This window comes from Nocardia sp. NBC_01327, from assembly GCF_035958815.1.
GTDB lineage: Bacteria > Actinomycetota > Actinomycetes > Mycobacteriales > Mycobacteriaceae > Nocardia.
Genome location: NZ_CP108383.1, coordinates 5,093,432 through 5,118,798, shown reverse-complemented (window position 1 = coordinate 5,118,798; position 25,367 = coordinate 5,093,432). Strand labels below are relative to the sequence as shown.

The 25,367-nt window shown below is 65.5% G+C and carries 29 protein-coding genes; 15 read left to right on the top strand and 14 right to left on the bottom strand.

Annotated features, from left to right (window positions below):
* Nucleotides 1-43: 43 nt before the first annotated feature.
* A complete protein-coding gene (locus OG326_RS23250) occupies nucleotides 44-559 on the bottom strand; it encodes a flavoprotein (RefSeq protein ID WP_327139221.1) in 516 nt (171 codons plus the stop codon).
* A gap of 41 nt (nucleotides 560-600) precedes the next feature.
* Between OG326_RS23250 and OG326_RS23245 the strand changes: the two genes are divergently transcribed.
* From OG326_RS23245 to OG326_RS23210, 8 genes are all read left to right on the top strand, one after another.
* Entirely contained in the window at nucleotides 601-1,839 is a 1,239-nt protein-coding gene (locus OG326_RS23245) for a helix-turn-helix domain-containing protein (protein WP_327139220.1), read from the top strand.
* 597 nt (nucleotides 1,840-2,436) lie between these two features.
* Entirely contained in the window at nucleotides 2,437-2,889 is a 453-nt protein-coding gene (locus OG326_RS23240) for a hypothetical protein (RefSeq protein ID WP_327139219.1), read from the top strand.
* Nucleotides 2,890-2,940: 51 nt separating this feature from the next.
* Complete coding sequence (locus tag OG326_RS23235; RefSeq protein ID WP_327139218.1) at nucleotides 2,941-3,444, top strand: hypothetical protein; 504 nt, start codon at nucleotides 2,941-2,943, stop codon at nucleotides 3,442-3,444.
* 345 nt (nucleotides 3,445-3,789) lie between these two features.
* Nucleotides 3,790-4,137: a YciI family protein gene (locus OG326_RS23230; protein WP_327139217.1), complete on the top strand. Its 348-nt coding sequence runs from the start codon at nucleotides 3,790-3,792 to the stop codon at nucleotides 4,135-4,137.
* 4 nt (nucleotides 4,138-4,141) lie between these two features.
* Entirely contained in the window at nucleotides 4,142-5,410 is a 1,269-nt protein-coding gene (locus OG326_RS23225; RefSeq protein WP_327139216.1) for an RNA polymerase sigma factor, read from the top strand.
* A 43-nt stretch (nucleotides 5,411-5,453) separates the two neighbouring features.
* Nucleotides 5,454-5,630, top strand: coding sequence for a CopG family transcriptional regulator (locus OG326_RS23220; protein WP_327139215.1), 177 nt, complete (start codon nucleotides 5,454-5,456; stop codon nucleotides 5,628-5,630).
* Between the two features lies 1 nt (nucleotide 5,631).
* Entirely contained in the window at nucleotides 5,632-5,976 is a 345-nt protein-coding gene (locus tag OG326_RS23215; protein WP_327139214.1) for a VOC family protein, read from the top strand.
* Between the two features lie 3 nt (nucleotides 5,977-5,979).
* Nucleotides 5,980-6,828 (top strand): class I SAM-dependent methyltransferase, encoded by an 849-nt coding sequence (locus tag OG326_RS23210; RefSeq protein ID WP_327139213.1) that lies wholly within the window; start codon nucleotides 5,980-5,982, stop codon nucleotides 6,826-6,828.
* A gap of 59 nt (nucleotides 6,829-6,887) precedes the next feature.
* Here the strand turns inward: OG326_RS23210 and OG326_RS23205 are convergent, their stop codons facing one another.
* Nucleotides 6,888-7,676 (bottom strand): GNAT family N-acetyltransferase, encoded by a 789-nt coding sequence (locus OG326_RS23205; protein ID WP_327139212.1) that lies wholly within the window; start codon nucleotides 7,674-7,676, stop codon nucleotides 6,888-6,890.
* Nucleotides 7,677-7,947: 271 nt separating this feature from the next.
* Between OG326_RS23205 and OG326_RS23200 the strand changes: the two genes are divergently transcribed.
* Complete coding sequence (locus OG326_RS23200) at nucleotides 7,948-8,475, top strand: lipid II flippase MurJ (protein WP_327139211.1); 528 nt, start codon at nucleotides 7,948-7,950, stop codon at nucleotides 8,473-8,475.
* Between the two features lie 59 nt (nucleotides 8,476-8,534).
* A complete protein-coding gene (locus tag OG326_RS23195) occupies nucleotides 8,535-9,179 on the top strand; it encodes a TMEM175 family protein (protein ID WP_327139210.1) in 645 nt (214 codons plus the stop codon).
* A gap of 11 nt (nucleotides 9,180-9,190) precedes the next feature.
* On the opposite strand, the gene OG326_RS23190 is transcribed toward OG326_RS23195, so the two are convergent.
* Together OG326_RS23190 and OG326_RS23185 are read right to left on the bottom strand one after the other, a co-directional pair.
* Nucleotides 9,191-10,561, bottom strand: coding sequence for a glycoside hydrolase family 76 protein (locus tag OG326_RS23190; protein ID WP_327139209.1), 1,371 nt, complete (start codon nucleotides 10,559-10,561; stop codon nucleotides 9,191-9,193).
* A gap of 39 nt (nucleotides 10,562-10,600) precedes the next feature.
* Nucleotides 10,601-11,554: an alpha/beta hydrolase gene (locus OG326_RS23185; RefSeq protein ID WP_327139208.1), complete on the bottom strand. Its 954-nt coding sequence runs from the start codon at nucleotides 11,552-11,554 to the stop codon at nucleotides 10,601-10,603.
* Between the two features lie 201 nt (nucleotides 11,555-11,755).
* Between OG326_RS23185 and OG326_RS23180 the strand changes: the two genes are divergently transcribed.
* Nucleotides 11,756-13,792 (top strand): ArnT family glycosyltransferase, encoded by a 2,037-nt coding sequence (locus OG326_RS23180; RefSeq protein WP_442790820.1) that lies wholly within the window; start codon nucleotides 11,756-11,758, stop codon nucleotides 13,790-13,792.
* A 75-nt stretch (nucleotides 13,793-13,867) separates the two neighbouring features.
* Here the strand turns inward: OG326_RS23180 and OG326_RS23175 are convergent, their stop codons facing one another.
* From OG326_RS23175 to OG326_RS23155, 5 genes are all read right to left on the bottom strand, one after another.
* Nucleotides 13,868-14,266 carry a nuclear transport factor 2 family protein gene (locus OG326_RS23175; protein WP_327139207.1) on the bottom strand — a complete coding sequence of 133 codons (399 nt, stop codon included), beginning with the start codon at nucleotides 14,264-14,266 and terminating at the stop codon, nucleotides 13,868-13,870.
* 81 nt (nucleotides 14,267-14,347) lie between these two features.
* Nucleotides 14,348-14,731, bottom strand: coding sequence for a PPOX class F420-dependent oxidoreductase (locus OG326_RS23170; protein WP_327139206.1), 384 nt, complete (start codon nucleotides 14,729-14,731; stop codon nucleotides 14,348-14,350).
* Between the two features lie 226 nt (nucleotides 14,732-14,957).
* Nucleotides 14,958-15,389, bottom strand: a complete 432-nt coding sequence (locus tag OG326_RS23165) for an arsenate reductase ArsC (protein ID WP_327139205.1) — start codon at nucleotides 15,387-15,389, stop codon at nucleotides 14,958-14,960.
* Nucleotides 15,386-16,123, bottom strand: coding sequence for an MIP/aquaporin family protein (locus OG326_RS23160; protein ID WP_327139204.1), 738 nt, complete (start codon nucleotides 16,121-16,123; stop codon nucleotides 15,386-15,388). Before OG326_RS23160 ends, OG326_RS23165 begins: the two co-directional genes overlap by 4 nt.
* An 8-nt stretch (nucleotides 16,124-16,131) precedes the next feature.
* On the bottom strand, nucleotides 16,132-16,653 hold the full coding sequence (locus tag OG326_RS23155; protein ID WP_327146560.1) for an ArsI/CadI family heavy metal resistance metalloenzyme: 522 nt from the start codon (nucleotides 16,651-16,653) through the stop codon (nucleotides 16,132-16,134).
* A gap of 97 nt (nucleotides 16,654-16,750) precedes the next feature.
* Between OG326_RS23155 and OG326_RS23150 the strand changes: the two genes are divergently transcribed.
* The gene (locus OG326_RS23150; RefSeq protein WP_327139203.1) at nucleotides 16,751-17,110 is read left to right on the top strand and encodes an Rv2640c family ArsR-like transcriptional regulator; all 360 of its coding nucleotides are present in this window, start codon (nucleotides 16,751-16,753) and stop codon (nucleotides 17,108-17,110) included.
* Nucleotides 17,111-17,144: 34 nt separating this feature from the next.
* Here the strand turns inward: OG326_RS23150 and OG326_RS23145 are convergent, their stop codons facing one another.
* Nucleotides 17,145-17,747 (bottom strand): TetR/AcrR family transcriptional regulator, encoded by a 603-nt coding sequence (locus OG326_RS23145; RefSeq protein WP_327139202.1) that lies wholly within the window; start codon nucleotides 17,745-17,747, stop codon nucleotides 17,145-17,147.
* A 105-nt stretch (nucleotides 17,748-17,852) separates the two neighbouring features.
* Here OG326_RS23145 and OG326_RS23140 point away from each other — a divergent pair, with 105 nt between their 5' ends.
* On the top strand, nucleotides 17,853-19,106 hold the full coding sequence (locus tag OG326_RS23140; protein WP_327139201.1) for an FAD-dependent monooxygenase: 1,254 nt from the start codon (nucleotides 17,853-17,855) through the stop codon (nucleotides 19,104-19,106).
* Between the two features lie 8 nt (nucleotides 19,107-19,114).
* Here the strand turns inward: OG326_RS23140 and OG326_RS23135 are convergent, their stop codons facing one another.
* Both OG326_RS23135 and OG326_RS23130 read right to left on the bottom strand, forming a co-directional pair.
* Nucleotides 19,115-19,969 (bottom strand): class II glutamine amidotransferase, encoded by an 855-nt coding sequence (locus OG326_RS23135; RefSeq protein ID WP_327139200.1) that lies wholly within the window; start codon nucleotides 19,967-19,969, stop codon nucleotides 19,115-19,117.
* A gap of 19 nt (nucleotides 19,970-19,988) precedes the next feature.
* Nucleotides 19,989-21,032, bottom strand: coding sequence for an FAD-dependent oxidoreductase (locus OG326_RS23130; RefSeq protein WP_327139199.1), 1,044 nt, complete (start codon nucleotides 21,030-21,032; stop codon nucleotides 19,989-19,991).
* A gap of 432 nt (nucleotides 21,033-21,464) precedes the next feature.
* Here OG326_RS23130 and OG326_RS23125 point away from each other — a divergent pair, with 432 nt between their 5' ends.
* A complete protein-coding gene (locus OG326_RS23125) occupies nucleotides 21,465-22,652 on the top strand; it encodes an FAD-dependent monooxygenase (RefSeq protein ID WP_327139198.1) in 1,188 nt (395 codons plus the stop codon).
* Nucleotide 22,653: 1 nt separating this feature from the next.
* On the opposite strand, the gene OG326_RS23120 is transcribed toward OG326_RS23125, so the two are convergent.
* Nucleotides 22,654-23,121 (bottom strand): MarR family winged helix-turn-helix transcriptional regulator, encoded by a 468-nt coding sequence (locus OG326_RS23120; RefSeq protein ID WP_327139197.1) that lies wholly within the window; start codon nucleotides 23,119-23,121, stop codon nucleotides 22,654-22,656.
* Nucleotides 23,122-23,246: 125 nt separating this feature from the next.
* Between OG326_RS23120 and OG326_RS23115 the strand changes: the two genes are divergently transcribed.
* Complete coding sequence (locus tag OG326_RS23115; protein ID WP_327139196.1) at nucleotides 23,247-24,206, top strand: quinone oxidoreductase family protein; 960 nt, start codon at nucleotides 23,247-23,249, stop codon at nucleotides 24,204-24,206.
* A gap of 24 nt (nucleotides 24,207-24,230) precedes the next feature.
* On the opposite strand, the gene OG326_RS23110 is transcribed toward OG326_RS23115, so the two are convergent.
* A complete protein-coding gene (locus OG326_RS23110) occupies nucleotides 24,231-25,319 on the bottom strand; it encodes an FAD-dependent monooxygenase (RefSeq protein ID WP_327139195.1) in 1,089 nt (362 codons plus the stop codon).
* Nucleotides 25,320-25,367 lie beyond the last annotated feature (48 nt).

Sequence of the window (25,367 nt, the reverse complement as noted above, 5' to 3'; positions counted from 1 at the left end):
AGGATAGAGAGATACGGTCGCGAGGCTCGGCAGCGACCGACTTCTACACCAACCAAGGATGGTCAAGGAGCGCCTGCCATGCCTCCGGTAACGGCAGCGGGGTGCCAGGCTTCGCCGCAATCACACCCACCCCGCACTCGGCGAGCTTGCGCAACGCGTCTTTGATCGGCGGAAAGTTCAGCTGATCCTCGTTCGAATACGGCACCGCGACAACGGGCTTCTCGCTCCCGACCGCCTCTATCAACAACCCGAGCGGAAGGGTATCGGAGATGCCTACGGACCACTTCGCGGCCGAGTTGCAGGTCAGCGGAGCGACGATCATCGCGTCCGCTGGCGGCAGCAGATCGGGCGTTCCAGGATCCTTGTATGTGGACCTCACCGGCCAACCTGTCATGGAGGCCAGGGCGTCAGAGTCGATGAAGCGGGCGCCCGAGGGAGAGGCGATCACGCACACATCCCATCCATCGGCCTGCGCCAGCTCGACCAACGCTGAAATCTCCGACGCCCTGGATGATCCGGTAACGATCGCGTACAGCACCGGGTTTCCCTGGTCATTCATGGGACTAGCATGACCCATACACCAGAAGGGGACGGCTCAGGATGGCCACCGAATCAAGTCCTGACACCGATGCGGGCACATATGTCGGCGGCAAGGTGAAAGCTATTCGCAGGCGTCGCGGGATGACTCAGCAAATGCTGGCGGATCTCACCGGGATCTCGCGGGGTGCGATCGCGAAGTACGAGAACGGCGAACGCCCGGTCGACAGCCGTAAGACTCTGCACGCGCTAGCCAAGTCGTTGCAGTGCGACGTTCGCGACCTCACCGGCCACGATCAGGACCGATTCGACCCTCGCTTAGCCGAATTCCATGCCGCGGTACCCGAGATCGAAGTATCCCTGTGGACTGCGGGAAATACCACCGCGTTGGGCCCGACTCGCAGTCTGGAAGATCTTGCCCGCGCAGCGGATACGGCGCGCGATCTTCGGATCGACGCCCAGTACGGAAAAGTCGCGCCGATGCTCGCACCTCTGCTCGCCGACTCGTACAGACAGACCCGCGAGACATCCGGCCACCAGCAAGAGACCGCGTGGGACATCCTGTCGTCGGTGACCGACACAGTGGCGAAAGCCCTGCGGGCATGGGGCTACCCGGCTCTCTCCTGGACCGCTGCGGATCAGTCCGAAACAGCTGCCGCGCGGATCGGCGGCAACGCTGCCGCCGCTGCGGCGGCGTTCGATCGTTCCCAGATCCTGTTGTCGCGGCCTGGAGCGTTACCGACGGCATTGCAGATCGCCGAAGTCGCAGCGGAGAAGCTCGCACCCGAAGCCCGAACGGTCGGTGAGATGGAGACCCTCGGGATGCTGCATCTTCAGGCCGCTCTCGTAACAGCCAGCCTCGGAGCCGATCCGGACGCACACCTCGACGAAGCCGACGAATACGCGGGCCGCCTGAGCAGCGCGCAGGCGGGATGGTCGATCCTGCGGAATCCGACATTCGGCGCCAACAATGTTGCACTGTGGCGAATGTCGGCGGCAATGGAGGCACGCAATGCCAGCGCCGTCATCGCACTCGCGCCGAACGTCAAGCCGGAGGTGATCCCCGCACTCGGGCGCCGCGCACAATACTTCGTCGAGGTCGGCCGAGCTTACGCAATGGAAAAGAAGTGGGACTCGTCCATCGCCGCCCTGCTTCGCGCCGAACACACTGCACCGCAGCATGTTCGAGGAATGATCGTCGTCCGCGAACTAGTCGGGCACATGATGCGAACCGCCCGCCGTGACCTGACAAACGGAGAACTCGGGCGCCTCGCACAGCGAGTGGGAGCAGTTCCGGGCTAGCCAGGTAGGCAACCTGCGACCCAGCGTGAGTCGACGGCCGCCGCAACCGCATCATCGTCAATCGCAAACGCCTGTGCCCCCGCTTCCATGAACTCAGCGTGACCGCACCCCGGACAGGCTCTGTCCCGCTGCGGGACAAAACTTCAGTCGCGGTCGGCCACGCTCTAGGTCAGCACTCGACACCGGGTAGCCCAATCCCCGCAAGGGGAGGCGTCGCCGATTCGCTCGCGTTTGTAGCCATACCTTCCCGGTTGGTCGGCGACGCCCCGGTATCGAGACAATCCACCGAACCGAATAGCCAAGTCCGAGGACACGATGCTGACGACATCGATCGGTCTACTCATTACGCCGACGAGCATCCACTCACCCCAGCATTGGGTGAACGACTGCTGTGAAGCGGGCTACATCCCGGACATGAATCACGAACGCGCCATGGGGATCTCGAAGATCCACGCTTCCTGCACTCCCCCGTGTCCGCGCGTCATAGCCGCTCTGGAATTTCTACGCGGCGGGGAGAGGCGGGAGTCCGACGGCGGCTGCGAACTTTGGCGGTTACGGCCGACCCGGAACACGACGACACCTGGATGACGGAAACCTATGCGTACCAACCTGATCGTCCGTATCACCACCAGCGCTGCCGGTATCGCCGCCACACTCCTGTTGGTGGGCAGCGTCGACACAATCGCCGCCCCTACCGCTCGTGCCGACGCTCTCCACTGCTTCGTCGATGTCTCCGCCGTGGAACGGGGCGCGGCGGAGGTCCACTTTGGGTTCAAGGCGCACTGCAACATCGACGCCGACACCATCGTGACGGAAACACGGCTGTGGAGGGCAGACACACCTACCGCCACCCCGCAGCAGCGAGGAGACATGCGGCCCGACACTTTCGTACTGGCGCAGGACGTCGACAAGTCCTACACCGAACCGTGCAAGGCCAACCAGCCAATCGGCTTTTGGCACGCCGAAGTGAAATTCACCGCGAGCAAGGGATTCGCTCACGACACCGACACCGTAATCAGTACCGAAGCACCGCCTGCGATCGCTTGCTGACCTATCGCCCGTGACATGCTGAGAGCCATCCCGGCGGAAGGATCCGATCTCATGACCACCCTGTCGCACCCGGCGATCGAACTCGCTGTCGGCGAGTTTTCCAAGGGCGGCAGTCCGGCCCGCGTGGTTGCCGCAATCGACCGCGGCGACACCATGGCCGTTCTCATCGCCACCGCCAGCCCATTCGACAGTGACGGCGAAGCCCGTGTGCTCGTGTTCGTCGAACATGACGGCGCGCAATGGCGTCTGCCCGGCGTCATGAACGGGTCGATCTGGCGTCCCATCACGCGCGCCGCCACCACTGCGGCCGGTCGGCCGCTCGCCGGCAAATGCACCAAGTTATACCGCGGGACCGACAGCGAGATCGGCTGGTACGGACTGACCGGGTACGCCGCTGAGGACGCGGTCGCCGTGACCGTGGCCTCCAGCCTCGGCACCGACCGCGTTGAGGTCGCCGCAGACGGGTTGGTGCTGGCCGCTGTCCGTGCCCGCTCCGGCGAAACCCCCGCCGTGATCATCCATTTGGTCACCGGCGAGAACCTTGTGGCCCCCTAGGCCCGACCCGCATCAGGGTCCCGAACCGATCGGTTCCTGGGACCGCACGGCACGTATGGAGTAGACACCCGCTCGCATAAACGAAGCCCTGACCCGTAGGGGGTTCGCGCCAGGGCTTCAGCTGGTCAATCGTCCTACAATTCGCGGTGTTACGCCGCCGCCATCACCCGCCGCCAAATCGAGCCTCGGGATTCCCTCCTGCTCTACAGAACAGAAATCGGCAATTCCCAGTAGCGCGCGGTAGTGGAAAGATTTTCCGCAGAGTTGTCGATTTCCGGCGAACCCGCTCGTCGGAGAGGTAGAGCAGCCCGAATATCGGGCCGCCGGAACCGAAGGAGCGAACCGATGAGCAAGTATTTGGTACTGCTGTACGAGGACGAAGCTGGGTACGCTGCCGCCTCGCAGGAGGAGTTGGGCGCGATTTATCAGGAGCATGTGACCTTCCAGGAGATCGCGGGTGCGGCACGGCTCGGCGGGGAAGCGCTGCAGCCGTCCGGCACGGCGACCTCGATCCGCAAGGGCGCGGGCGGCGAGGTGACGGTGACCGACGGGCCGTTCGCGGAGGCGAAGGAGGTGCTCGGGGGCTACTACCTGCTGGAGGCGCCGGATCTGGATGCGGCGATTGCGCTGGCCAAGCAGGTGCCGACACCGTTCGGCGGTGTCGAGGTGCGGCCGATCATGGCGTTCGAATAGTCCGATGACAGCTCTCGACCCGGCCGCGCGCGTCACCGCGGCCGTGGAGCAGGCGCACCGTCGCGAATGGGCCTTTGTGCTCGCCGCGACGGTGCGGTTGGTCCGCGATTTCGACCTCGCCGAAGAATGCGTGCAGGACGCGTATACGAAGGCGCTGACCGAGTGGGCGGCGCACGGGGTGCCGGATCGGCCTGCGGCATGGCTGACCACCGTCGCCAAACGGCGGGGCCTGGATCTGCTGCGCCGTGAGTCGGCGATGAAACGGACGCTGCCGCTGCTGGTGACCGAGGAAACCGATACCGACACAGCGGATCTCGCACTCGACGGCATCGACGCGGAGTCCACGATTCCCGATGATCGGCTGCGCCTCATCAGTACGTGCTGCCACCCCGCGCTGTCCAGGGACGCGCAGGTGGCGCTGACCTTGCGGCTCGTCTGCGGCATCACCACCGCCGAGGTCGCGCGGGCGTTCCTCACCAGTGAATCGACCATGGCGGCGCGAATCACGCGGGCCAAGAAGAAGATTGCGCTGGCTCGCATCCCCTATCGGGTGCCGTCGGTACGTGAGCTTCCGGACCGGATCGATGCCATCAGCGCGGTCATCCATCTGTTGTTCACGACCGGCCATACCGCGCCTTCCGGTGATGTGCTGGTACGGCCGGATCTCACCGTTCGCTCGCTCCAGTTGGCGCGCATGATGCATGCGCTGGTTCCCGACGATCCCTCGGTGACCGGATTGCTGGCGCTGATTCTGCTCACCGATGCGCGCAGCGCTGCCCGCGTGGACGGGCAGGGGCGGCTGCTCACGCTGGAGCATCAGGACCGGTCCCGGTGGGATCGGCCGGCCATAGACGAGGGCATCGCTCTGGTGAAACAGGCTCTGCCGCATATGGATCGGTACACGCTGCAGGCGGCGATCGCGGCTGTCCACGATGAAGCGCCGACCTGGGAGCAGACCGATTGGCGGGAGATCACCGGTCTGTATGTGCTGCTGCGCCGCGAATGGCCGTCGCCGGTGGTTCATCTGAATTATGCGATCGCCGTGGGACTTTCGGGTCGCCCGGAGCGCGCACTCGTCCTGCTGGAGGATCTTTCCGGGGAGCCCGCGATTGCCACCTACGGATACTTCGAGGCCGCCCGCGCCGCATTCCTGGCCGAGCTCGGCCGCACGGCGGAGGCGAAGTCCGCCTATGAGGCCGCACTGCTGCTCACCGAAAACGCGGTCGAGCGCGCGTATCTGGTGGATCGCCTGGAGTCGCTGCGTTCGCTCTGAATTCCCCAGGCGGCTAGATTGCTAGCATGCTAGCATTTGTCTTGTGGGCGACGAGGATGTCAAGCAGTTCAATGTGTACCTGCCGGTCAGTCTGATCAAGCAGGTAAAACTCCATGCCATCGAAGAGGGCATGTCGCTGTCGGCCCTGGTGGCCGACGCACTCCGGGCGTACCTCGAAAGCCCACAGCAGCAGCGGAATTCAGCGAAGAATGAGGACTGACGTGACCATCGAAGGCATCGACGGCATATTCCTGGAGACTCACAATTGGGGCCAGGCGGCGAAGTACTACCAGGCGCTCGGATTCGAACTCGATTTCGCCACCGACCACGGCTCCGGACTGCTGCGGCACCGCACCGGGCCGTACGTATTCCTGGTCGAGGTTCCCGCCGATCAGGAGGCGCGGACGCAGTTCGTGCTCAAGGTGACCGATGAGCAGGCCTTCCAGCCCGATGCGGTGCTCGAGGTGCTGACCGAATTCGAGGACACCCACTACGGCACCCGGGAAATGCTCGTGCGCGATCCCGACGGCCGGCTGTGGAACCTGCAGGCACCGGGCAAGGACTGAATCATGCTGCACACCATCGCTCCCGAGGACACCGCGCTGCGGGTCGCGCTGTGGCGCGCACTGCACCTGCAGGTCGACGCGGAGCCGCATGTGCTCGACGATGACATCGGGCTGAAGCTGGCTGCCCCTGAAGGGAATTGGCGCGAACGTCCCGATATGGACCCGGCGATCATGGCCCGCATTCGCGCCACCATTGTCGCGCGGGCCCGGCTGATCGACGACCTGGTCGAGGAACAGGCCGCGCTCGGCGTCGACCAGTACGTGATTCTGGGCGCGGGCCTGGACACCTTCGCCCAGCGACGACCCGATATCGCCTCCGGCATACGGATTTTCGAAGTCGACCAGACCGGGCCGCAGAAATGGAAACGCCACCGACTGATCGACCTCGGTTACGGCCTCCCCGAACACCTCACGCTGGTGCCCGTGGACTTCGAAGCCGAATCATGGTGGGACCGCTTGGTGGACGAGGGTTTCGACGCCGATCGTCCCGCCGTGGTGGCCTCCACCGGCGTCACCATGTACCTCACCGCTGAGGCCAATGCGGTCACCTTCCGGCAGGCAGCCCAGCTAGCCCCCGGCTCCACCTTCGCCACCACCTTCACCCTCCCCCTCGAATTGGTGGAACCGGCAGAACAACCCGGCCGCAGCAATACCGAACGCCTCGCCCGAGCCGCAGGCAATCCCTTCATCACCTTCTACTCCCCCGATGAGATCATCACGCTCGCAAAGGAATCCGGGTTCACTGAAGCGCGACAAGTGTCCGGGAACGACCTCGCCACACGCTACTTCTCCGGGCGTGACGATAACCTTCGCCCGTCTAGTTCGGAGCAGATCCTCATCGCCACAACGTAATTCGTACCCATGGTGGGTGACAGGCACCGCGGGCCGACACCTGCCCCCACCTGGGCCGGTCATCGCAGCACTAGTTCCAGATTGCTCTCGCCGCGCTGGGCGCCGATGCCGTCGAACAATGCAGTTGCCGCGGTGTTGGATTCGTTCACCTCGGCGTACGCCGGGCTGATCCCATCCCGGTGCAGCACGCCCAGCGCATGGGCCAGCAGTGCCCGCCCAACGCCGGTGCGTTGCTCCGCGGCCCGGACAGCGATCAGGCCGATACGCGGCTGCCGGGTCGCCTGCACGACGCGAATCAACCCGACATAGTGGCCCGATCGCACGGCGACCGCGTATTTGGACGGGTCGACAATGGTGTCGCCGACCGGGCGGGGCCGCACTTCGGCAGGCATGGCCTGCCAGCCGACAGTGGCCTCGACCTCGGCTCGGATCGCCCGATCCAATTCCCGCAGTGGAGCTTCCGACGCGATCGTGATCGTGACTCCCGGCGGCAATGCGGTGGCATCGAGTCCGGTGACCGCCGGGTCGGTGGGCACGGAATACTCCCACTCGCGGCGGCCGGGCGAGAAGCCCGCACGCCGCCAGCCTGCGGTCAGATCGGTCTCCGCCTCGTCCACCACGGTGTACAGCGGCCGTGACAGCTTGGTCCGCAGGGTCGCGGCGAGCTGGTCGAACACGGTGGCATGCCAGGAATCAATGCTGACAAAGAGTCGTCCGTCCGGTCGCCGGGCCACGTCGCCGCTGCCGACGACTCGGCCGTCCACCTCGGCATGCCACTGATTGATCGCGACCCGCGTTATGACAGCGGCGGGCTCGCCTTTTTCGAACGTGAAATGTTCTGAATACATGATTGTCGCCCTTCGAGATTGCCTTTGTTCAGGCGCTCCCGGCGACAACTACGACGTTCGCCCGACCGTGACGGCGAGGGGGAGCACCCACTTCGATGCAGCATTCATGGGTCTCACCTCCTCGCACGATGTCACGGTCCCGGCAGGGTAACAACCACACCTGTCCCCGGGCCACTTCTTTTTTCGCGACCGATCGAGCAACCCATTCCTGGCGAAAGTCCCGACGGGACGGCAGCATCGGATTCGACATCCCAAACCCGAAGCGAGGGCTATGACCGACTACGGCCACCTCCCGACACAGCCGATCCCACGGCTGTCCGGGCTACCGCCATCGTCCCGAAAGTCCAACGGGGTGAACGATGCAGCTGGCCGGTACCCCGTCTACGGCCGAGTTCGCGAGTCGGCTGGCGCACGTTCGGGCAGTGGCCCATCCAGATTCGGTGGCGTGGCCGGTTCGCGCGGTGGATCCCCTGGTGTGGGACGCGGGCTCGCTCGGGCGGGAGGTCAGGTCGCGCTTGCTGGATTGGTGAGTCGGGTGACGGGGTTCGCGCGGACGCTCGTGTTGGCTGCGTTGCTCGGTACCGCGGCGGTGGGTGATGCGTACGCAGGAGCTAATCAGTTGCCGAATATGGTGTACGAGCTGCTGCTGGGGAGTGTGTTCGCGAGTGCGGTGGTTCCGCTGCTGATGCGGGCGCGGCGGCACGGGCGCAAGCATTCTCGTGAATTCACGCAGCGGGTGCTGGTGGCGGCGGTGCTCGGGCTGGCCGCGATTACCGCCAGAGCCCTTCTGACTGCCTGACGGCGGCCCCGATTCGGTGAACCCCTGCCTCGCGAGCGGGAACCGGTAGTGTCAACGCGGTGACCGCCCCCGAAGCAGGCCCGGTACGGACCCAGCGAGGACTGGAGCGGCTGATCTACTTCAGCGATGCGGTAGTCGCCATCGCCATTACGCTGATCGCGCTCCCCCTCGTCGACAGCGCCCGCGAGGTCGCGTCCTCGTCCACCGCGAAGTTCCTGTCCGACAACAGCTATGCGCTGACCGCCGCCGGTGTCAGCTTCGTGGTGATCAGCGTGCTCTGGCGGGACCACCACCGCCTGTTCGAGCGCGCCACCAGCTACACACCGCGCCTGTTGCGGGTCAATATGGTGTGGCTGCTCTGTATTGTCGCGCTCCCGGTGGCGACCGTCCTCGACGTCTACTCGCAACGCCACGACCGCCTGGCGGTCGGCCTCTACGTGGGCGTCCTGGTGGTCGCCCAGGCCACCATTCGGATCGAGGAGTTCATCCTCTACCGCGCCGGCATGCTCGCCGATATCGAGCAGATCACCACCGCAGACCTCGCCTTGCGCTGGATCAACGTTGCGGCCACCGCCATCGCGCTGATCGTCGCGGTGTCCGTTCCTCGAATCGGACTGTGGTCACTGCTGATCCTGGTGGTCTCCGGCCAGTTGGAAGCCTTCGCGCACCGGCGAAGGAAAGCCCACACAGCCCCGGCCGACTAGCTCGAGGCTGGTCATATGGCGTTGAGCGCGTCCAATGCCGCTGTCTGAGTAGCGAAATTCGGATGGTCGTCGTCTCGCGGCAGTCCCTGCCAGCGGAAGCCGTACTCATCGGCCGTGTCGCGCAGTGAATACGTCTGGCGGGTGAGGAATTCCCTGGTGGCGACCTCGGAGCGGCCGGTGTCCACCAGTTCCCGGTAGCCGCGGACCAGGACGCCTTTATATGTTTCGGCGTCATGGCACTCGGGGCCGGGACAGGTTGTGGCGCTGGGCTCGTTCAGGATTCCGTTCTGGATGAACACGGAACCGTCGTGGGTCGCGGCCCCGGCGATCCGGTCTGCGGAGGTGAGCAGAGCGCTGTTTCCCGAGGCCCGGTAGAGCGCCACCAATCCGCTGATCAGCATGCCTTGGTCGTAGGTCCACCGCCGGTTTTCGTCAACGAGCACGCAGGTGCTGCCGTATTGATCGAGGTGATCGTTGACCACTCCGGACGGGTCGAGCAGGGCGCGGCCCGCCCCGGTGGTGAACCAGTCCCAGACCTGGGTCCACGGATGCAGGTCAGGGTCGATTCCCGTACGCGCCCAAGCAAGTCCGCCGTCACAGAACGATGCTCGCTGGTCACCGAGCCGGTCCACGATCTTTCGGGCGGCATCGAGGTAACGCGGCTCCTGGGTGAGATCGAAGGCGCGGATCCAGGCCAGCGCCCACCACAACTCGTCGTCGTTGTATCCGGTCTGGACGGGGACGCCCGTGCGCGCGATATCGCCGTGCCGGAATGTCTCGTCGAGATAGCCGAGGTACTGCCGGTCGCCGGTGCGACCCATATAGTCGATCACCGTGGTCAGGGCTTTGGCGCTCTGCCAGGTGCTCGCGTCGTGCTCCCACAGTCCGGTCCCATGGTCGTAGCGGTCCAGCAATCGCTCGACCGCTCGCATGCGCTGATCGGGCGGCGGATCGGCGGGAGCGGTCCACCGCGTGCACCGGATCTCCGGGCGATCCGCGGCCTTCCCGCAGGCCCGCAGCAGGCCGCCGGCGTATCGGTAGAACGGGCCACGCTGCGTGGCAGTGGATGCAGGAATGCTTGCGGCGCCGAATATTTCGTCTCGCGGGCGAAACTTCTTATCGCTGCGATCGAGCCACGCCGAGTCTCCGGGCTGCCCGTTCTCGATGCTCGCGGCGGCGGCGCCGTCCGCGCGGATCAGCGTGATCGTGCGCGTCCACACCCGAACCTGCGGATTCACCGCCTGGATATCGCCGGGAGTGTTCGGCAGTGGCTGCATGCGCACATCGGGTGCGGACTCCTGCCGCACCACCAGATAGGTCGCGACCGCCAGCCCGGCGACTCCGAGAGCCGCACCCCACCGAACCCCGTTGCGTCCGATCACGACTGCCACGTTATAGCGCCTGAGACCGGGAACCCTGTGTCAGCTCCGCAGTGACTGTGCGAAACTCGGCCACGCCTCGTGAAGTGCGTCCTGCCAGTACGGCCAGGCGTGCTGACCGCCCGGGGTGTAGCTGTAGGTCGCGGGGATGCCCAATTGTTCGGTGCGTGTTTGCAGTTCGTGCGTGCAGGTGCTGACGACCGATTCGAGCATGCCGCCGGCGGCGTTCGTGCGTCCGTCCGAGGCCGATCCCGCGTCTCCGGCGGTGATGTACAGATTCACACCGCGCAGCTTCTCGAGATTCGCGGGCGTGGAGGGATCGTTCTCGACCCAGCCCGGGGAGCCGTCGACGCCCCACATATTCCAGGGATTGCCGCCGCCGGACAGGACGACCGCCTGCGCATACCGGCGTCCCGGATCGGTGCTGGTCTCGGCACAGCCACTGAAGGAACCGACACTGCTGTACAGGCCGGGGGCGTCCTCGGCCAGCGACAGCGCCGCACCGGCCGACATGGAGACGCCTGCGATGGCATTGCGCCCGGAGGCGTTGAGTTCCGTGTCGAGCAGCGGGGGCAATTCCTGGGTGAGGAAGGTCGTCCAGCGATTGCGGCCCAGCCGGGGGTCATCGGCGACCCAGTCGGTGTAATAGGTGTAGCGGCCGTCGAGGATGGTCACCACATTGACGTTCTGGTCGGACAGGAAAGCGTCGACATCAGTCTTGGTTTCCCACGAGGTCTCGACACCGTTGTCGGCAATGCCGTCTTCCGCGCCATTGAGCAGATACAGCGTCGGCTGCGGGGTGCTCGTATCTGCGGCATGCATCACACGCATGGCGATCACCCGGTTCATGGCCGCCGAGTAGACGTACACGGTCGAATGTCGCGCGTCGATCGGCGCCACATGGTCGATATGTGACCCATCGTTCGCAGCCTGCGGAGCGGGGTCCGCCGACGCATGCCCGGTCAGCATGCCCGACATCACCACGGATAACGACATTGCTGCCGCCCATCGCCAGAGACTGCTTCGACGGTGCACATTCATCCGATCACCTAACGTTGCCCTGCAGGAACCGCCCGTCCAACGCGCGGTGAACGGAAAGCGTTCCACACTCGGGCAACGCGGTTGCTGAGTGGAATTCACAGGATTCTCCCAGCTCCGGGCCAGACTCCTCACTGTCTCGCACGCGAGACTCCCGCGGTGACCGTCACCACTGCTGAGGCCGCCGAGTCCGCTCCACCCGAATCGACAACCCCGGTCGCTGCCGCGCCGGCCGCATTGCCGCCCGCCCGGCGCTGGGAACGGGTCGCGCTGATCGTCCTGATCCTGGGCACGGCCATCGCGTACCTGTGGAATATCAGCGTCAACAAGATGGGCAACAGCTTCTACGCTGCCGCCGCCTGGTCGGGATCGAAGGATTGGAAGGCGCTGCTGTTCGGATCCTTGGATCCGGGCAATTTCATCACCGTCGACAAGCCCCCGGTTTCGCAATGGGTCATGGCGCTGTCGGGGCAGATCTTCGGATTCAGCAGCGCGAGCATGCTGGTGCCGCAGGCGCTCATGGCGGTGGCCGCGGTCGCGCTGATGTACGGCGCGATCACCCGGGTCACGCTGAGCCGCACCGCCGGTTTGCTCGCCGGTCTGGTGCTGGCCGTGACACCCGTTGTGGCCCTGATGTTCCGGTTCAACAATCCCGACGCCGTCATGGTGCTGCTCATGACCGCCGGCGCCTACTGCACCATTCGGGCTCTGCCGCACGCGAGTTGGCGCTGGCTGGCGCTGGCCGGGGTCGCGCTCGGGTTCGCCTTCCTGGCGAAGATGCTCGAGGGTCTGATGGTGCTGCCCGCGCTGGGTCTCGCCTATCTGGTCGTCGCGCCCACCACGCTGCGCAATCGTGTGGTGCACCTGCTGGGGGCCGCGGCCGCGCTGATCGTGTCCTCGGGTTGGTATGTGCTGCTGACCATTGCGTGGCCGGAATCGTCGCGGCCGTATCTGGCCGGGTCGAAGGACAACACCTTCATGGATCTGGTGCTGGGCTACAACGGTTTCGCCCGCTACCTGGGGCAGAACCATATGGGCGGCAAGAATCCGTTCCAGATGCCCGAGGGCTACGAGATCCCGCACAGCGTGCGACAGGGATTCGGCGGCTTCGGTCAGGGACATGACCGGATGTTCACCGGCGAGATCGGTTTCGAGATCTCCTGGCTGCTGCCCGCGGCGCTGCTCGCGTTCGTGCTGGTGCTCATTGCCCGCGGCCGGGCGCCGCGCACCGATATCGTTCGCGGCGCGGCACTGGTTTTCGGGCTCTGGATGATCATCGACGGAATCGCGTTCTCCGAGATGAAGGGTGGCATGCACGCGTATTACACGCTGGCCATCGCCCCCGCCATCGCCGGTGTGTTCGCGCTCGGCGTGCATGAGCTCTGGCAGCGGCGGGCCGATAAGTTCGGTCGAATCGGCAGCGCCGCAATGATTCTCAGCATGGGGGTCTGGGCGTTCGTGGTGTTGCAGCGCAATGCCGACTGGCAGTCGTGGCTGCGCTGGACGATTCTGGCGGTCACCGTGCTGACCGCGATCGGACTGCTGCTGGCGGCTGTTCCGGTGGCGGCGCGCCTCGCCCGCATCGATACCCGGGCGACATCGGTACTGCTGGTCGCGGGATTGCTCGCGGGCCTGGCCGGTTCCATCGCCTACACCGCGGCCACGCTGCCCGAATCGCATACCGGCGGTGGACCGTCCGTCGGTCCCCCGGCCCCGCCCCGGGATATGGGCGCGCTCAATGCCTTCCGCGGTCAGATGAGCATGATGATGGGCGGCGGTGACGTCGATCCCAAGCTGGCGGACCTGCTGCGCGCCACCACCACCAAGTGGTCGGCCGCCATCGACCGTTCCGGCCCGGCTGCCGGCCTCGAATTGGCCACGCACACTTCGGTCATGGCCATCGGCGGGTTCACCTCCGAGGATCCGGTCCCGACGCTCCCGCAGTTCCAGGACGACGTCCGCAACCACCAGATCGGGTACTACATCGTGCCCGAGGTGCACCTGCCCGACTCCTGGCGCACCGATCAGGCTCCTGCGGACGGCAAGGATCCCAAGCCCGCTCCCCCGGTGGACAAGAACGCCGGCATCTGGCGGCCGGCCGGGAACAAGGAAATTCTCGACTGGGTCATGGCCCACTACACCGAACAGCATGTCGGTGGGCTCGCGGTCTTCGATCTGACCGCGCCGGCACACTAGTTCGCTCTCGACGACGGGCGTCAGCTGATTCAGTTCAGCTGACGCCCGTCGTCGTTCGTCCAGTCGCGGCGCGGATCAGGGAGTGGATAGTGCGGCCAGCACTGCGGACGTGTCGTGGTAGTACGGCCGAAACTCGGTGATCAGACCATCTTCGAAGCTGATCCATTGCAGCAGTGACGTTTTCAGTGTTCGCCCGGTGCGCCGAGCACGCAGGCGGCCTCGGCTTAACACCACGACCCGATCGTTGTCACTGACGAACTGCTGCTCGTCGAACCACAAGCCGTCCCAGTTCTCACCCATCGCGGCGATGAATGCGCGAAAGCCCTCATGCCCACGCCATTCGCCGCCGTAGGGCAGGCTGGAAGCCTGGTACATGACAACGTCCGAGGCCAAGTGCGCGGCCATCTGCTCGAACCCGGCCCCCTCGGTGAGGTACGCCGCCTCGGCCGCGTAGAAGGCTCGCAGAGTGGTCATCACATCGACTGTCATGCTCCCGATCCTCGCGATGCCCGATGCACCAGGCTGGCGAGATTCGGACGTCGCGATATCGCCGGTTCAGATCCCGCTGATCCGCTCCGGCTCGATGACGAACACCACCCGCACCTGATCCCGTCCACCGAACCACGGGTACGGCCCGCCGAGGTAGCGCTGAGCGAGCGCCTCGATATGTTCCACCGCACCCTCGGTCCGCACCTCCAGCACGCGCCCCCGCACCTGGAAATACCGCCGCTGCTGCTCAGGATCGGTCACCGTCAGCGCCACCCGCGGATCCCGCTGAATATTCCTCGTCTTCACATGCGTGAGCACACTATTGATCAACACATGCTCCCCATCGGTATCCACCCACGTCTGGGTCAACTGCGGCGACCCGTCCGGCATGCTGGTGGCCAGATAACACAACGCGGGCTGCTCCAGCAGCTTGATAAGGTCCTCAGGCATCTTCACCCGCATCACTCTATGAGCTCACCTCACCACGAACCTGGCACCTCGGTACTGGCGACTGTTGTCCGCCGGTCGAGATAGCCGGCCAGCGGCGGCCGACAGGCGCCTCGTCGGGCGACTGATCGGGGCGGACAGGCCTGAGCGGTCACAAAACTCATGGGGACGGTGAAAAATACCGTCTGCGGGGAAGTTTGACCGTTCAGGCCGGTTTCGTGGCGGCGGTTCAGTTGATGGGATGCTGTCCCGGGGTGAGCTCGGGGAGGAGTTCGGTTATGAGAGTGGTTACGTGGGTGTGGATTTCGTTGCGGATTAGCCTGACTGCGGCGAGGGTTTGGCCGGCGGGGTCGGCGAGTTGCCAGTCGCGGTAGTCGATGGCTGGGTAGTAGGGGCAGGCGTCTCCGCAGCCCATGGTGATGACGACCGTGGTGGTTTGGAGGGTGTCGGGGGTCAGGAGCTTGGGTTGTTGGGCGGTGATGTCGATGCCTAGTTCGGCCATTGCTTCGATGGCGGTCGGATTCAGGGATTCGGCGGGGGCGGTGCCTGCTGAGCGGACCTCGATCGCGTCACCGGCTAGGTGGTTCAGGAAGCCCTGGGCCATTTGCGAACGTCCGGCGTTGTGTACGCAGACGAAAAGTACGCTCGGGTTGTCGGTCATGGGAGGTCCGCTCCTTTCGGTGGGTGGGGAACGACGACGACGTCGTCGGCTGGTGCGGGATCGGTCGGATAGAGGATGCCGACGAGTGCGAATCCGATTCCGGCACCGAGGAATTGGGCGAGGACGAACGGTGGGACCGATGCCGGTGCGATACCGGCGAACGTGTTCGAGAACATGCGGGCGACGGTCACTGCGGGGTTGGCGAAGGATGTGGAGCTGGTGAACCAGTACGCCGCACCGATGTACGCGCCGACAGCCGCCGCGGAGAGCCCACCGCGACCGCTGCGCGCCAGTGCGAAGATCACCGCGATCAAGCCTGCGGTCGCGACGATCTCGCCGATCAGGTGTCCCGAGGTGACACGATGGTGGGTGGAGATCTGGATCGCGGACTGATCGAACATGACATTCGCCAGCACAGCGCCGAGGCTGCCGCCGGTAATCTGCGCGAGCATGTACGCCGCCAGCTCCGGGCCGGTCAAGCCGGTGCCGTGGCGGCGGCCCGCACACCAGTCCGCCACGGACACAACCGGATTGAAATGAGCACCGGACACCGGGCCGAATACCAGAATCAGCACGGCCAGCCCCAGCACGGTCGCGGTCGAGTTCTCCAGCAATTGCAATCCGGGGTCGGCGGGCGAAAGCTGCTGTGCCGCAATACCGGAGCCTACGACGACGCATACCAGCAGCGCGGTACCCAGGAACTCGGCCAGCAGCCGTCGTTTAGCTATGGTCATCGAGATATTCAGGCGCAACAGCGGGAGCCGGACGCGATCTCATCAGCCTTTGCCGTGCTGCCGCAGCAGGCACTCACGGCGGCGGCCTCGTCGGCGGTTCCGCAGCACGGGCTTTGCTCGCCGGCGGCGGCCGCCAGCGCGATTTCCGGTGTCACGCCAAAGGTTTCACTGTCGGTCAGCACGGTGTAGACCTCCCAGCGTTCGGCGTCCGGAGCAGTCACCCACACCTTGTCCTGGGTCGCGAAACAACACGTTGTCGCCATCTGCTCCTCGGCGAACACCCCTGCGGCCGAGAGCCGGGCGATTTCCGAGTGCACCTGTTCGGCGGCATCGACCTCGACGCCCAGGTGGTTGATGGTGCCGCCTTCGCCGGCATTCTCCAGCAGCACCAGCTTCAACGGCGGTTCCGCGATGGCGAAATTGGCGTATCCAGGCTTGCGCTTGGCGGGTGCGGTGTTGAACAGGGTCGAATAGAACGCGACCGCACGGTCGAGATCGTCGACATTGAGGGCGAGCTGAACACGAGACATCAGAACCTCCACTTGTGAGACATATGTCGAATCACTGGCGGATTCAGTGTCAGGCACCTCTTCGACATATGTCAAGACAGTCGGTAAGGTGGGTTTCATGCCCAAGGCGCTGCCGATCATCGATATGTCCGCCCCGGTCTGCTGCTCACCCGTGGCCGCCGGGCCGATCGACGACGATGCCGCACTGGCAGTGGCGTTGCGCCTCAAGGCAATTGCCGATCCGGTGCGGGTCAAGCTCATGTCGCTGCTGTTGACCAGTCCGGCGGGCGAGGAGAACACCGGGGACCTCGCGGTGGCGGTGCGACTGGCCGAGTCGACGGTCAGCCACCATCTCGGGCAGCTGAAGAAGGCCGGCCTGATCGAGTCCGAGCGCCAGGGCATGAATATCTATCACCGGGCCCGGAGAGAGTCGCTCTCAGCGCTCTGCCTGGTGCTGGATCCCAACTGCTGCAGCTGAATTCGTCACGCCCGGTAGGCGACCAACTCGGAATTCAGTGCCGCGCGGTTCCGCCGCAGAGGCGCAATGCAGTTTCCAGGCACAATGCCTCCGCCTCGTCGGTGGTGAGGCGCTCGGCCGCGACCTGCGCCACGGCGGTGTGCTGGAGTCCGAAGATGACAGCGGCGAGCCACGCCGCGGGGAGCGACGGGTCGAAATCCCCTGCGCGCTGGCCGCGCTCGATGAGCCGTTCGAGCCGTGGGGGCCCGAAGTCGTGGGGGTCGCTTTCCGGCCGCGGGATCGCGGCCGCTGTGGCGTTCAGCAGCATGGGGTAGCGACCGAGGAAACGCCAACCGGCGCTAAGGAATTGGGCCAGCGCTTCGGCGGGCGGGGCGGTGTCGAGGCCCGCGTCGTCGAGCAGGGCGTCGTATTCGGCGGCTGCGGCCGCGACCAAGGCGGCAACCAGCGCGTCGCGTGAAGAGAAGTGCGCGTAGACGGTCTGGCGCGTGACACCGGCCGCCGCGGCGACGTCCTCCATGCTCGCGTCGATTCGCTCACCGAGCACCACCCGGGCCGCATTGAGGATGGCGTCGATACTGCGCCGGGCATCGGATCGAGGGCGGCGCGGCGGCGCGGCGGTGTCGTGCGAGTCGACCATTCCGAGAATGTTAGGCGTTCGGACATAACCTTGACACGTTGTAAGAGATAGAGAACTCTTACAACGTGTCAAAGAACACGCTCGGACGTTCCAAGGAGCAGGCTCATGCGAATTCTCATCTCCGGCGCCAGCGTCGCCGGTCCGGTGCTGGCGTACTGGCTGACCAGGCACGGCTTCACGGTGACCGTCGTCGAGCGGGCGGCGGTTCCGCGGAAAACCGGCGGCCATGCGGTGGACCTGTTCCAGCCCGCGGTGGACATCTCGGAGCAGATGGGCGTGCTCCCGCGCGTCGAGGAATGGGCCACCGGGACACAGCGGATGACTCTCCGCAGGGAGGGCGCACGGCGAGCTGTCGGGGTGGACCTCTCGAAGATCTTCGGCGCCACCTCGGAACGGCACTTCGAGATCATGCGCGACGATCTGAGCGAGATCTACTACGACGCCACCTGCGACGACGTCGAATATCTCTTCGGCGACTCGATCACAGCGATCTCGCCCGACGGCGAGGTGCGGTTCGAGAAGTCAGTGCCGCGCCACTTCGACCTCATCGTCGGCGCGGACGGATTGCACTCCAATGTGCGCCGCCTAGCCTTCGGTGAAGAGTCCCGCTTCAGCTCCTTCATCGACGCCTACCTGGGGGTACTGACACTGCCCAACACCTTCGGCCTCGACGGCGAGCTCCGCATCCACGTCGGCGTCGGCCGCACCGTCGGTATATACGGCGCACGGCACCTGGGCGATGCGCGGGCACTGTTCCTGTACCGAACCGAGCGTGAACTCGACCTCGGCCACCGCGACGTGGATCGACAGAAAGAGTTGCTAGGCAAGGCATTCGGCGGCTTTCATGCCGACGTGGACCGCTGCCTGGATGAGCTCGACCGCACCTCGGCGTTCTACTTCGACTCGATCACCCAGATCCATATGGACACCTGGTCGCGGGGCAGGGTGACGCTCGTCGGGGATGCGGGTTACAGCCCGGGACCGGCTGTCGGCGGCAGCACCACCCTGGCTGTTGTCGGCGCGTACATTCTCGCCGGGGAGCTGGCGCGGGCGAGTGGTGACCACGAGCGCGCTTTCCCCGCCTACGAGCGTGCGATGGCGGAGCACGTGCGTGGCAGCCAGGCAGCTGCATTGAGTGCGGCGAAAACGCTTGTCCCCGCTTCGCGATTGGGCGTGTCGGGGCTGGTCCAGGGCACGCGCATGATCTCCGCGCTTCCGGCGGGACCCAGTCGGGCTTTCATCCGACTCGTCTCCAAAACCGCACGCCTGTACAACTCCATGACAATCGAGGACTACCGGTCCGCGCCTGCCACCTCAGAGGGCCGGGTTGGCCTCACCAGCGGGTCCGAGGTGGTATGACGCGCAGGTCATATCGCCGCTTGCGATGCAGCTGCGGTGGGATCGAGATCTGCGAGCGAGAGCAGATGGCGCGGTGGGGAATTCATGATGATGGTGGAGTGCACGCCGAGCGAGCCATCGACGTGCAGTAGTTCACCGGACACCATCGGCCGCCACCCGGGGTCACCGTCCATGCGTTCGGTGGCGACGACAACGGCGGGATAGTCCGCGAGTTGCCCACTGTGCGAACGGATTCCGGCGTGACCGACATGGTCGAGACGCTCACCGCCCGCCGGGCGTTCCAGGACGAAGAGATCGTGCGTGTCGGGGTAGCGCAGCGCCCACATGTCGGTGGCCGTGGTCAGAATCAGGTTGAGTGCGTAGACGGGAAGCCGATCGGCGATCCAGTGCACCGCATCGGCGATGCCCGCCGTCACATCACCACCGCGCTTATCGGTGCGCTGAGTGATCAGGGCGAAGAACCGCTCCGAATCCGTATCGCCCTGGACCAGGCTGCGGTACTCCCCCAGTTCGGCGTCCAGTTCGTCCAAACCCTGCAGCACCCCGTTGTGCGCGAAGAGCCGACCATGCTGTTCGAACGGATGCGTATTGCGGGTTTCCAGACCGCCGGTGGACGCGAACCGCACGTGCGCAATGAAAGTCGCCGACTCGCGCTCTCTGGCCTCGTGTGCGAACTGCATGTCCTGATACGCCGCGATCGGCTGCTTCTCCACCAGCGGTGCACCATCGGCGGAGAAGGTGCCGAGACCGACCCCGTCGGGCTCGCGATGACTCTGCTGCACGAGGCTGTCGGGCGCGTTCAGCAACCAGAAGGTGGCGCGCACCCGCTGCGGTGCGGCCGACATTCCGAACAGGCGACACATAGCAACCTCCTGAAAGGGGCTATCGGGCGCTGCGGCGGCGGACGAGTTCCCGGTCCGCGATGATCTGCCGGCGGCGCTCTGTCATGGCAGCTGCGGGCGAGGTACCCGCCACCACCGCATCGTAGACCGCGTGCACGTCTTCGAGGGCGTCTCGGGCGCCGACGCCGGCAGCCGGAGTGATGGCGTGATCGGCATCCCCGACCAGCAGCGCATGCTCGGACGGCGCGGAAGCCGCGGCCAAAGGAACATTGCGTGCATTGCTCACGTGCACCTCCTCGGTGGTCGCCAGGAAAACGTCGATCAACACCCTGTTCGACGGTGTCGCAGCCCGAATCGCCCCGGCCCATTCGGCGATCGGCCGCACACCAAGGTTGTCGCCGGAAGACAGTGGGGCTCGGGCCATTCGCACGAACCACAGCGCCGCGCTGTCACCCGGCCGCCAGATGTGCCCGAGGGTGCTCGAGGAGGTGCCATCGGACGCGATTTCCGCGTAGAAGTGCAGGGTCGCGGGATCGGTCGGCAATGTGACGGGCTCGTTCGTCATGCCGTACAGCACCACATCGCCGGCGTACTCCGGACGCCGATCAGGTTCGAGGCCCGCTCGCACAATCGAATCGATGCCGTCGGCTCCCACAATGAGATGGTCTGCGGCAGTACGAGAATCACCTTGGACAACGGTGCATCCGTCCTGCGTGAAAGCGATTTCGGTGATCGGATTGCCGTAGTTCACCTCCGCACCGGACGTGACGACGAAGTCCTCCAGAATCGCCATCAGATTGCGGCGCATCCAAAATCGATGCCCTCGACCGTTCGTCGCACCCCGCCGCCCGAGACTGTTCGCATAGGCAAGGCCTCCGGTCACCGGATATGAACCGGCTTCAACGGCGGCACCATCCACTCCGAGACTCGCCAACGCACGATGCCCACGATCATCGATGAACAAAAACGCGCCCGCCCCGGAGCCGGAGAACCGCTGCTCATACAGCCGCACCGACTTCCCCTGCCGCGCAAGCGCTCCCGCCAGCGCCGACCCCGCAATCCCGCCACCGATAATCGTCACCATCTGCCACTCCCTGTCGTTGCACACTCGCCACCGAACAGCCGGAACCCGCCTCAATTCCATCATGCGACTACACGGCATGTCCGAAGATCAACCGGGCGAGAACCTTCCGACAGCGGATCCCGGCATCATGAACAAATGGAGTCGACGCAACGGACCGAAGCACACGAACTTGCCGGAGAACGCGAGACCCGCATCGGCATCATCCGGGAACGGATCGACGGCCGGACCGGCGTGTAAAGCCACGCGGAAATATGTGGCCGCTGCCATCTGAACATGTCTGCGGGCGCAGGGTGTTCACAAACAGGTGGAAATGATCTTGGCTGCACCGATTAGTTTTGAGTGGATCGGTCGTCCACACCTCTGAATACACCGATCGCGGTGGGACAGGGCAAACGATCCGGATGTGGTCCGGACGGGTGAGGAGAAGGCGCAGTGAGCGGTACCAAGGTGTTGGTGGCAGGAGCGAGCATTGCGGGGCCCGCGTTGGCCCACTGGCTGCGCCGGCGAGGCGCCGAGGTGACCGTGGTGGAGCGGGCTCCCGAGTTGCGTCCCGGTGGGCAGGCGGTGGATGCGCGCGGGGTGACCAAGGAGGTCATTCGGCGGATGGGGTTGGACGCGGCGGTGCGCGCGGCCCGGACCGAGACTGCGGGCGCGTACACGGTGGACGTGGATGGGAAGGTGCTTGAGACCTATCGTGCGGACGACGATGGCGGCGACGGGTACATCTCGGAGATCGAAATCCTGCGCGGGGACCTGTCCCAGGTGCTGTACGACGACACCTGTGATGGCGTCGAGTACCTCTTCGGCGACCGGATCTCCGAGCTCACCCAGGACGCGGACGGGGTCGATGTGACCTTCGCCGGCGGCGACCGGCGCCGCTTCGATCTGGTGGTCGGGGCGGACGGGCTGCACTCCGCGCTGCGCGAGATGGTCTTCGGGCCGCGGGAGCGGTTCATCCGCCATCTCGGTCTCGTGCTTGCTTTCTACAGTGTGCCAAACGAATTCGGGCTGGACCGCTGGCTGATCGACTTCCAGGAGTCCGGTCGCTCGGCGGGGCTGCGGCCGCTGCGGGACGCCACCCGGGCGATGGCCATGCTCTCCTTCTCCTCCGGGGATTTCGAGGTCGACTACCGCGATATCGAGGCCCAGAAACGTCTGCTGCGTGAGCGGACGGCCGATATGGGCTGGTTGACCCCGCAGATCCTCGCGCACCTGGACGACACCCCCGACTTCTATCTCGACCAGGTCGCCCAGGTGGTGATGGACCGCTGGTCGAATGGGCGCGTGGTGCTGCTCGGGGACGCGGCGTTCAGCCCGTCGCCGATGTCCGGTCAAGGCACCGGGCTGGCGCTGGTCGGCGCCTACCTGCTGGCCGGAGAGCTGGCCGCGTCCGGGTGGGACCCGGAGGCCGGGTTCGCCGGCTACGAGAAGCGGATGCGCTCGTTCGTCGAGGCCAATCAGGAGATCGGCCGGTTGCACGTTCGAAGCCTCGCCGTCCCCGACCCGGACGCCGATCCGGACGCCGAGCCCGAGTGGGACCCCGAACTGATCGATCGCGCGATCAACGGTGTCGAACTGCCCGACTACGCAGGAGTGCCGGACTCGGGAGTCGCTGTGTGACTTAGTCGTTCGCCGCGGGGCTTCCGGCCGCGCGCACGACGGCATCGCTGAGCCGGGTGAGTTCGACCAATTCAGGAGTGCTGAGCCCATCGGTGAGACCGATGATTCGGCGGCCGATCTCCGTGGCGCACTGCTCGGCGAGCGCGCTGCCCGCCGGGGTGAGGGAGACCAGGACCGCGCGGCCGTCACGCGGGGACGGTGAGCGCTGGACCAGGCCGCGCTTCTCGGCGCGACCGACCAGGCCGGTCATCGAGGATTTGTCCAGGCCGAGGTGGGTGCCGAGTTCGAGCATGCCGGGCTGCCGGTCGCGCAGGACGCCGAGCAGCCTGATCTGAATGATCGACAGATCGTGCTCGGCGCCGACCGCACCGAGCACGCGCTGGATGAGAAAAGACAGCTGGACCAGGGCGTCCACCGTGTTCAGGGGCTTGTTGTCGGTGAACACGGTCGAGACGGGATCAGTGGTCATGCCCCGAGCCTACTTGACCTAGTACGCGACACAAACTAATCTGAGGGAAATTAGTACGTGCCGCGAACCAATTCGGCGGCGACACCGCCCGCCGACATCCCGTCGGCACAGGATCAGGAGACCTCATGCATGCCGCAGTCGTCCGTTCATTCGACAGCCCGCCCACCTTCGATACCTTCCCGACGCCCACCACCTCCGGCGAGCACGACATCCTCGTGAATATTGTTGCGGCAGGACTGCATCCGCGAGTCCGCTCAGCGGCCGACGGCAGCCACTACAGCTCCGACGGCACCCTGCCGATGATTCCGGGCGTGGACGCGGTGGGTCGTACGGCCGAGGGCGAACTGCTCTATTTCGTCGCCCTAGACACCGCGCTGGGGACTATGGCCGAGCAGGCCGTTGTCGACCGTCGTCGCGCCATCACCCTGCCCACCGGCACCGATCCGATTGCCGTTGCCGCCGCCATGAACCCCGCCATGTCGTCCTGGGTGGCGCTGCGCCGCCGCGTCGCGTTCCAGCCCGGCGGATCCGTGCTGGTCATGGGCGCGACCGGCAATGCCGGACAGCTCGCGGTCCAGATTGCCAAACATCTCGGCGCCGCCAGGGTGATCGGTGCCGGCCGCGATGCGGAGCGACTGGAACTGGTGAAGAGCCTCGGCGCCGACGAGGTGGTGAGCCTGGATGGCAGCGACACCGATATCACCGACCGTCTCGCCCGGGCGGCCGCAGATGTCGACGTCGTCATCGACTACCTGTGGGGTCACCCCACAGAGCTGGCCATGCCCGCACTGCTGACCGCCCGCACCGACCGCTCGAAAGCATTGGCCTGGATACAGATCGGCTCGATGGCTGGCGCCGACATCACGCTTCCGTCATTCCTGCTCCGCGCGGGAAATCTGAATATCATGGGCAGCGGCCAGGGTTCGGTGACCACGGCGGGCATCCTCGCCGAATTACCGTCCCTCGTAACGGAAATCGCCTCAGGTGCCCTGGCGGTGGATCCGCTCCCGATGCCGCTGGATCAGGTCGAGCAGGCCTGGAAGACCCCCACCGCCCCCGGGCAGCGCATCGTCCTCGTGCCCTGAACGGCTGTCGCCGAACGGTTTCCGTCACATCAGCTGCGCGAGGGTATTGCGGACCTGTCGGCCCACGGTGGTCTTGGGCACCATCAGGCGAATATTGACGCAGATCTGCTGCTTCTTATCGACTGTCGCGCGAAAACCCGCCCGGTAGCGGGCAAAGGCGAGTTCGTGATCGCCTGCGGCAGAAGCAAGTTCGTGTGCGAGCCGATAGGCGCCCACCACGGCCAGTTCCGCACCCGCGCCGGATACCGGTGAGGCGCACCAGGCTGCATCGCCCAGCAGCGCCACCCGGCCCGAAGACCACGAATCCATGTGCACTTGACTCAGCGAGTCGAAATAGAACTCCGGATCATTCGTGGCGGCGTCGAGCAGGGCCGGAATCTGCCAGGAGGGGTCGCCGCCGAAAATCTCGGTCACCAGCCGCTTGTGCTCGGTGATATCGCGATGGTCGTAGGCGAGTCGCCCGGACCGGAATATGAAGTATGCCTTGGCTTGCGCATGGTTTCCCGAACGGTAGATCCCGGCCATCTTCCCCGGCTGGTTGTACATCGTCACCCAGCGGTTCTCCCCGAGATCCGCGCCGGCGTCGGCGAACGCGAAGTAGTGATCCTGGTGCCGGATGAACCGTTCCTCCGGGCCGAATGCCAGCCTGCGCACCGAGGAGTGCAGGCCGTCGGCTCCGAGGACGAGGTCGAACCGGCGACTGAGCCCGGTATCGAAGCCCGCCACCACGCCGTCCCCGTCCTGCATCAGCTCGCGGATCGAGTGGCCGAAGAGGTATTCGACGTCGGCGGCCTCGTGCAGCAGGGCGACCAGATCGCCGCGCATGATCTCGACCGACTCGGGCTCGTCGATGCCGATACGGGCTACCGCGCGGTCGTCCGCATTCACGAACTTCATGCCCAGCACATCGGCGGCCATCGCTCGGACCTGCGGCATGATGCCCATCCGCTCGACCACCTGCACCGCGTCGTGGCGGATGTCGACGCCGTTGCCACCGGCGCGCAACTGCGGTGCGCGCTCGGCCACGGTGACCTCGAAGCCGTATCGGTTCAGCCAGTGCGCCGCCGTCAGCCCGGCGATGCTCGCGCCGACGATCAGAATCCGTGTGTTCATGACGAGGTGTCCTAACGTGCGTCTAAGCTAAGTGGAGTTCATGTTCCA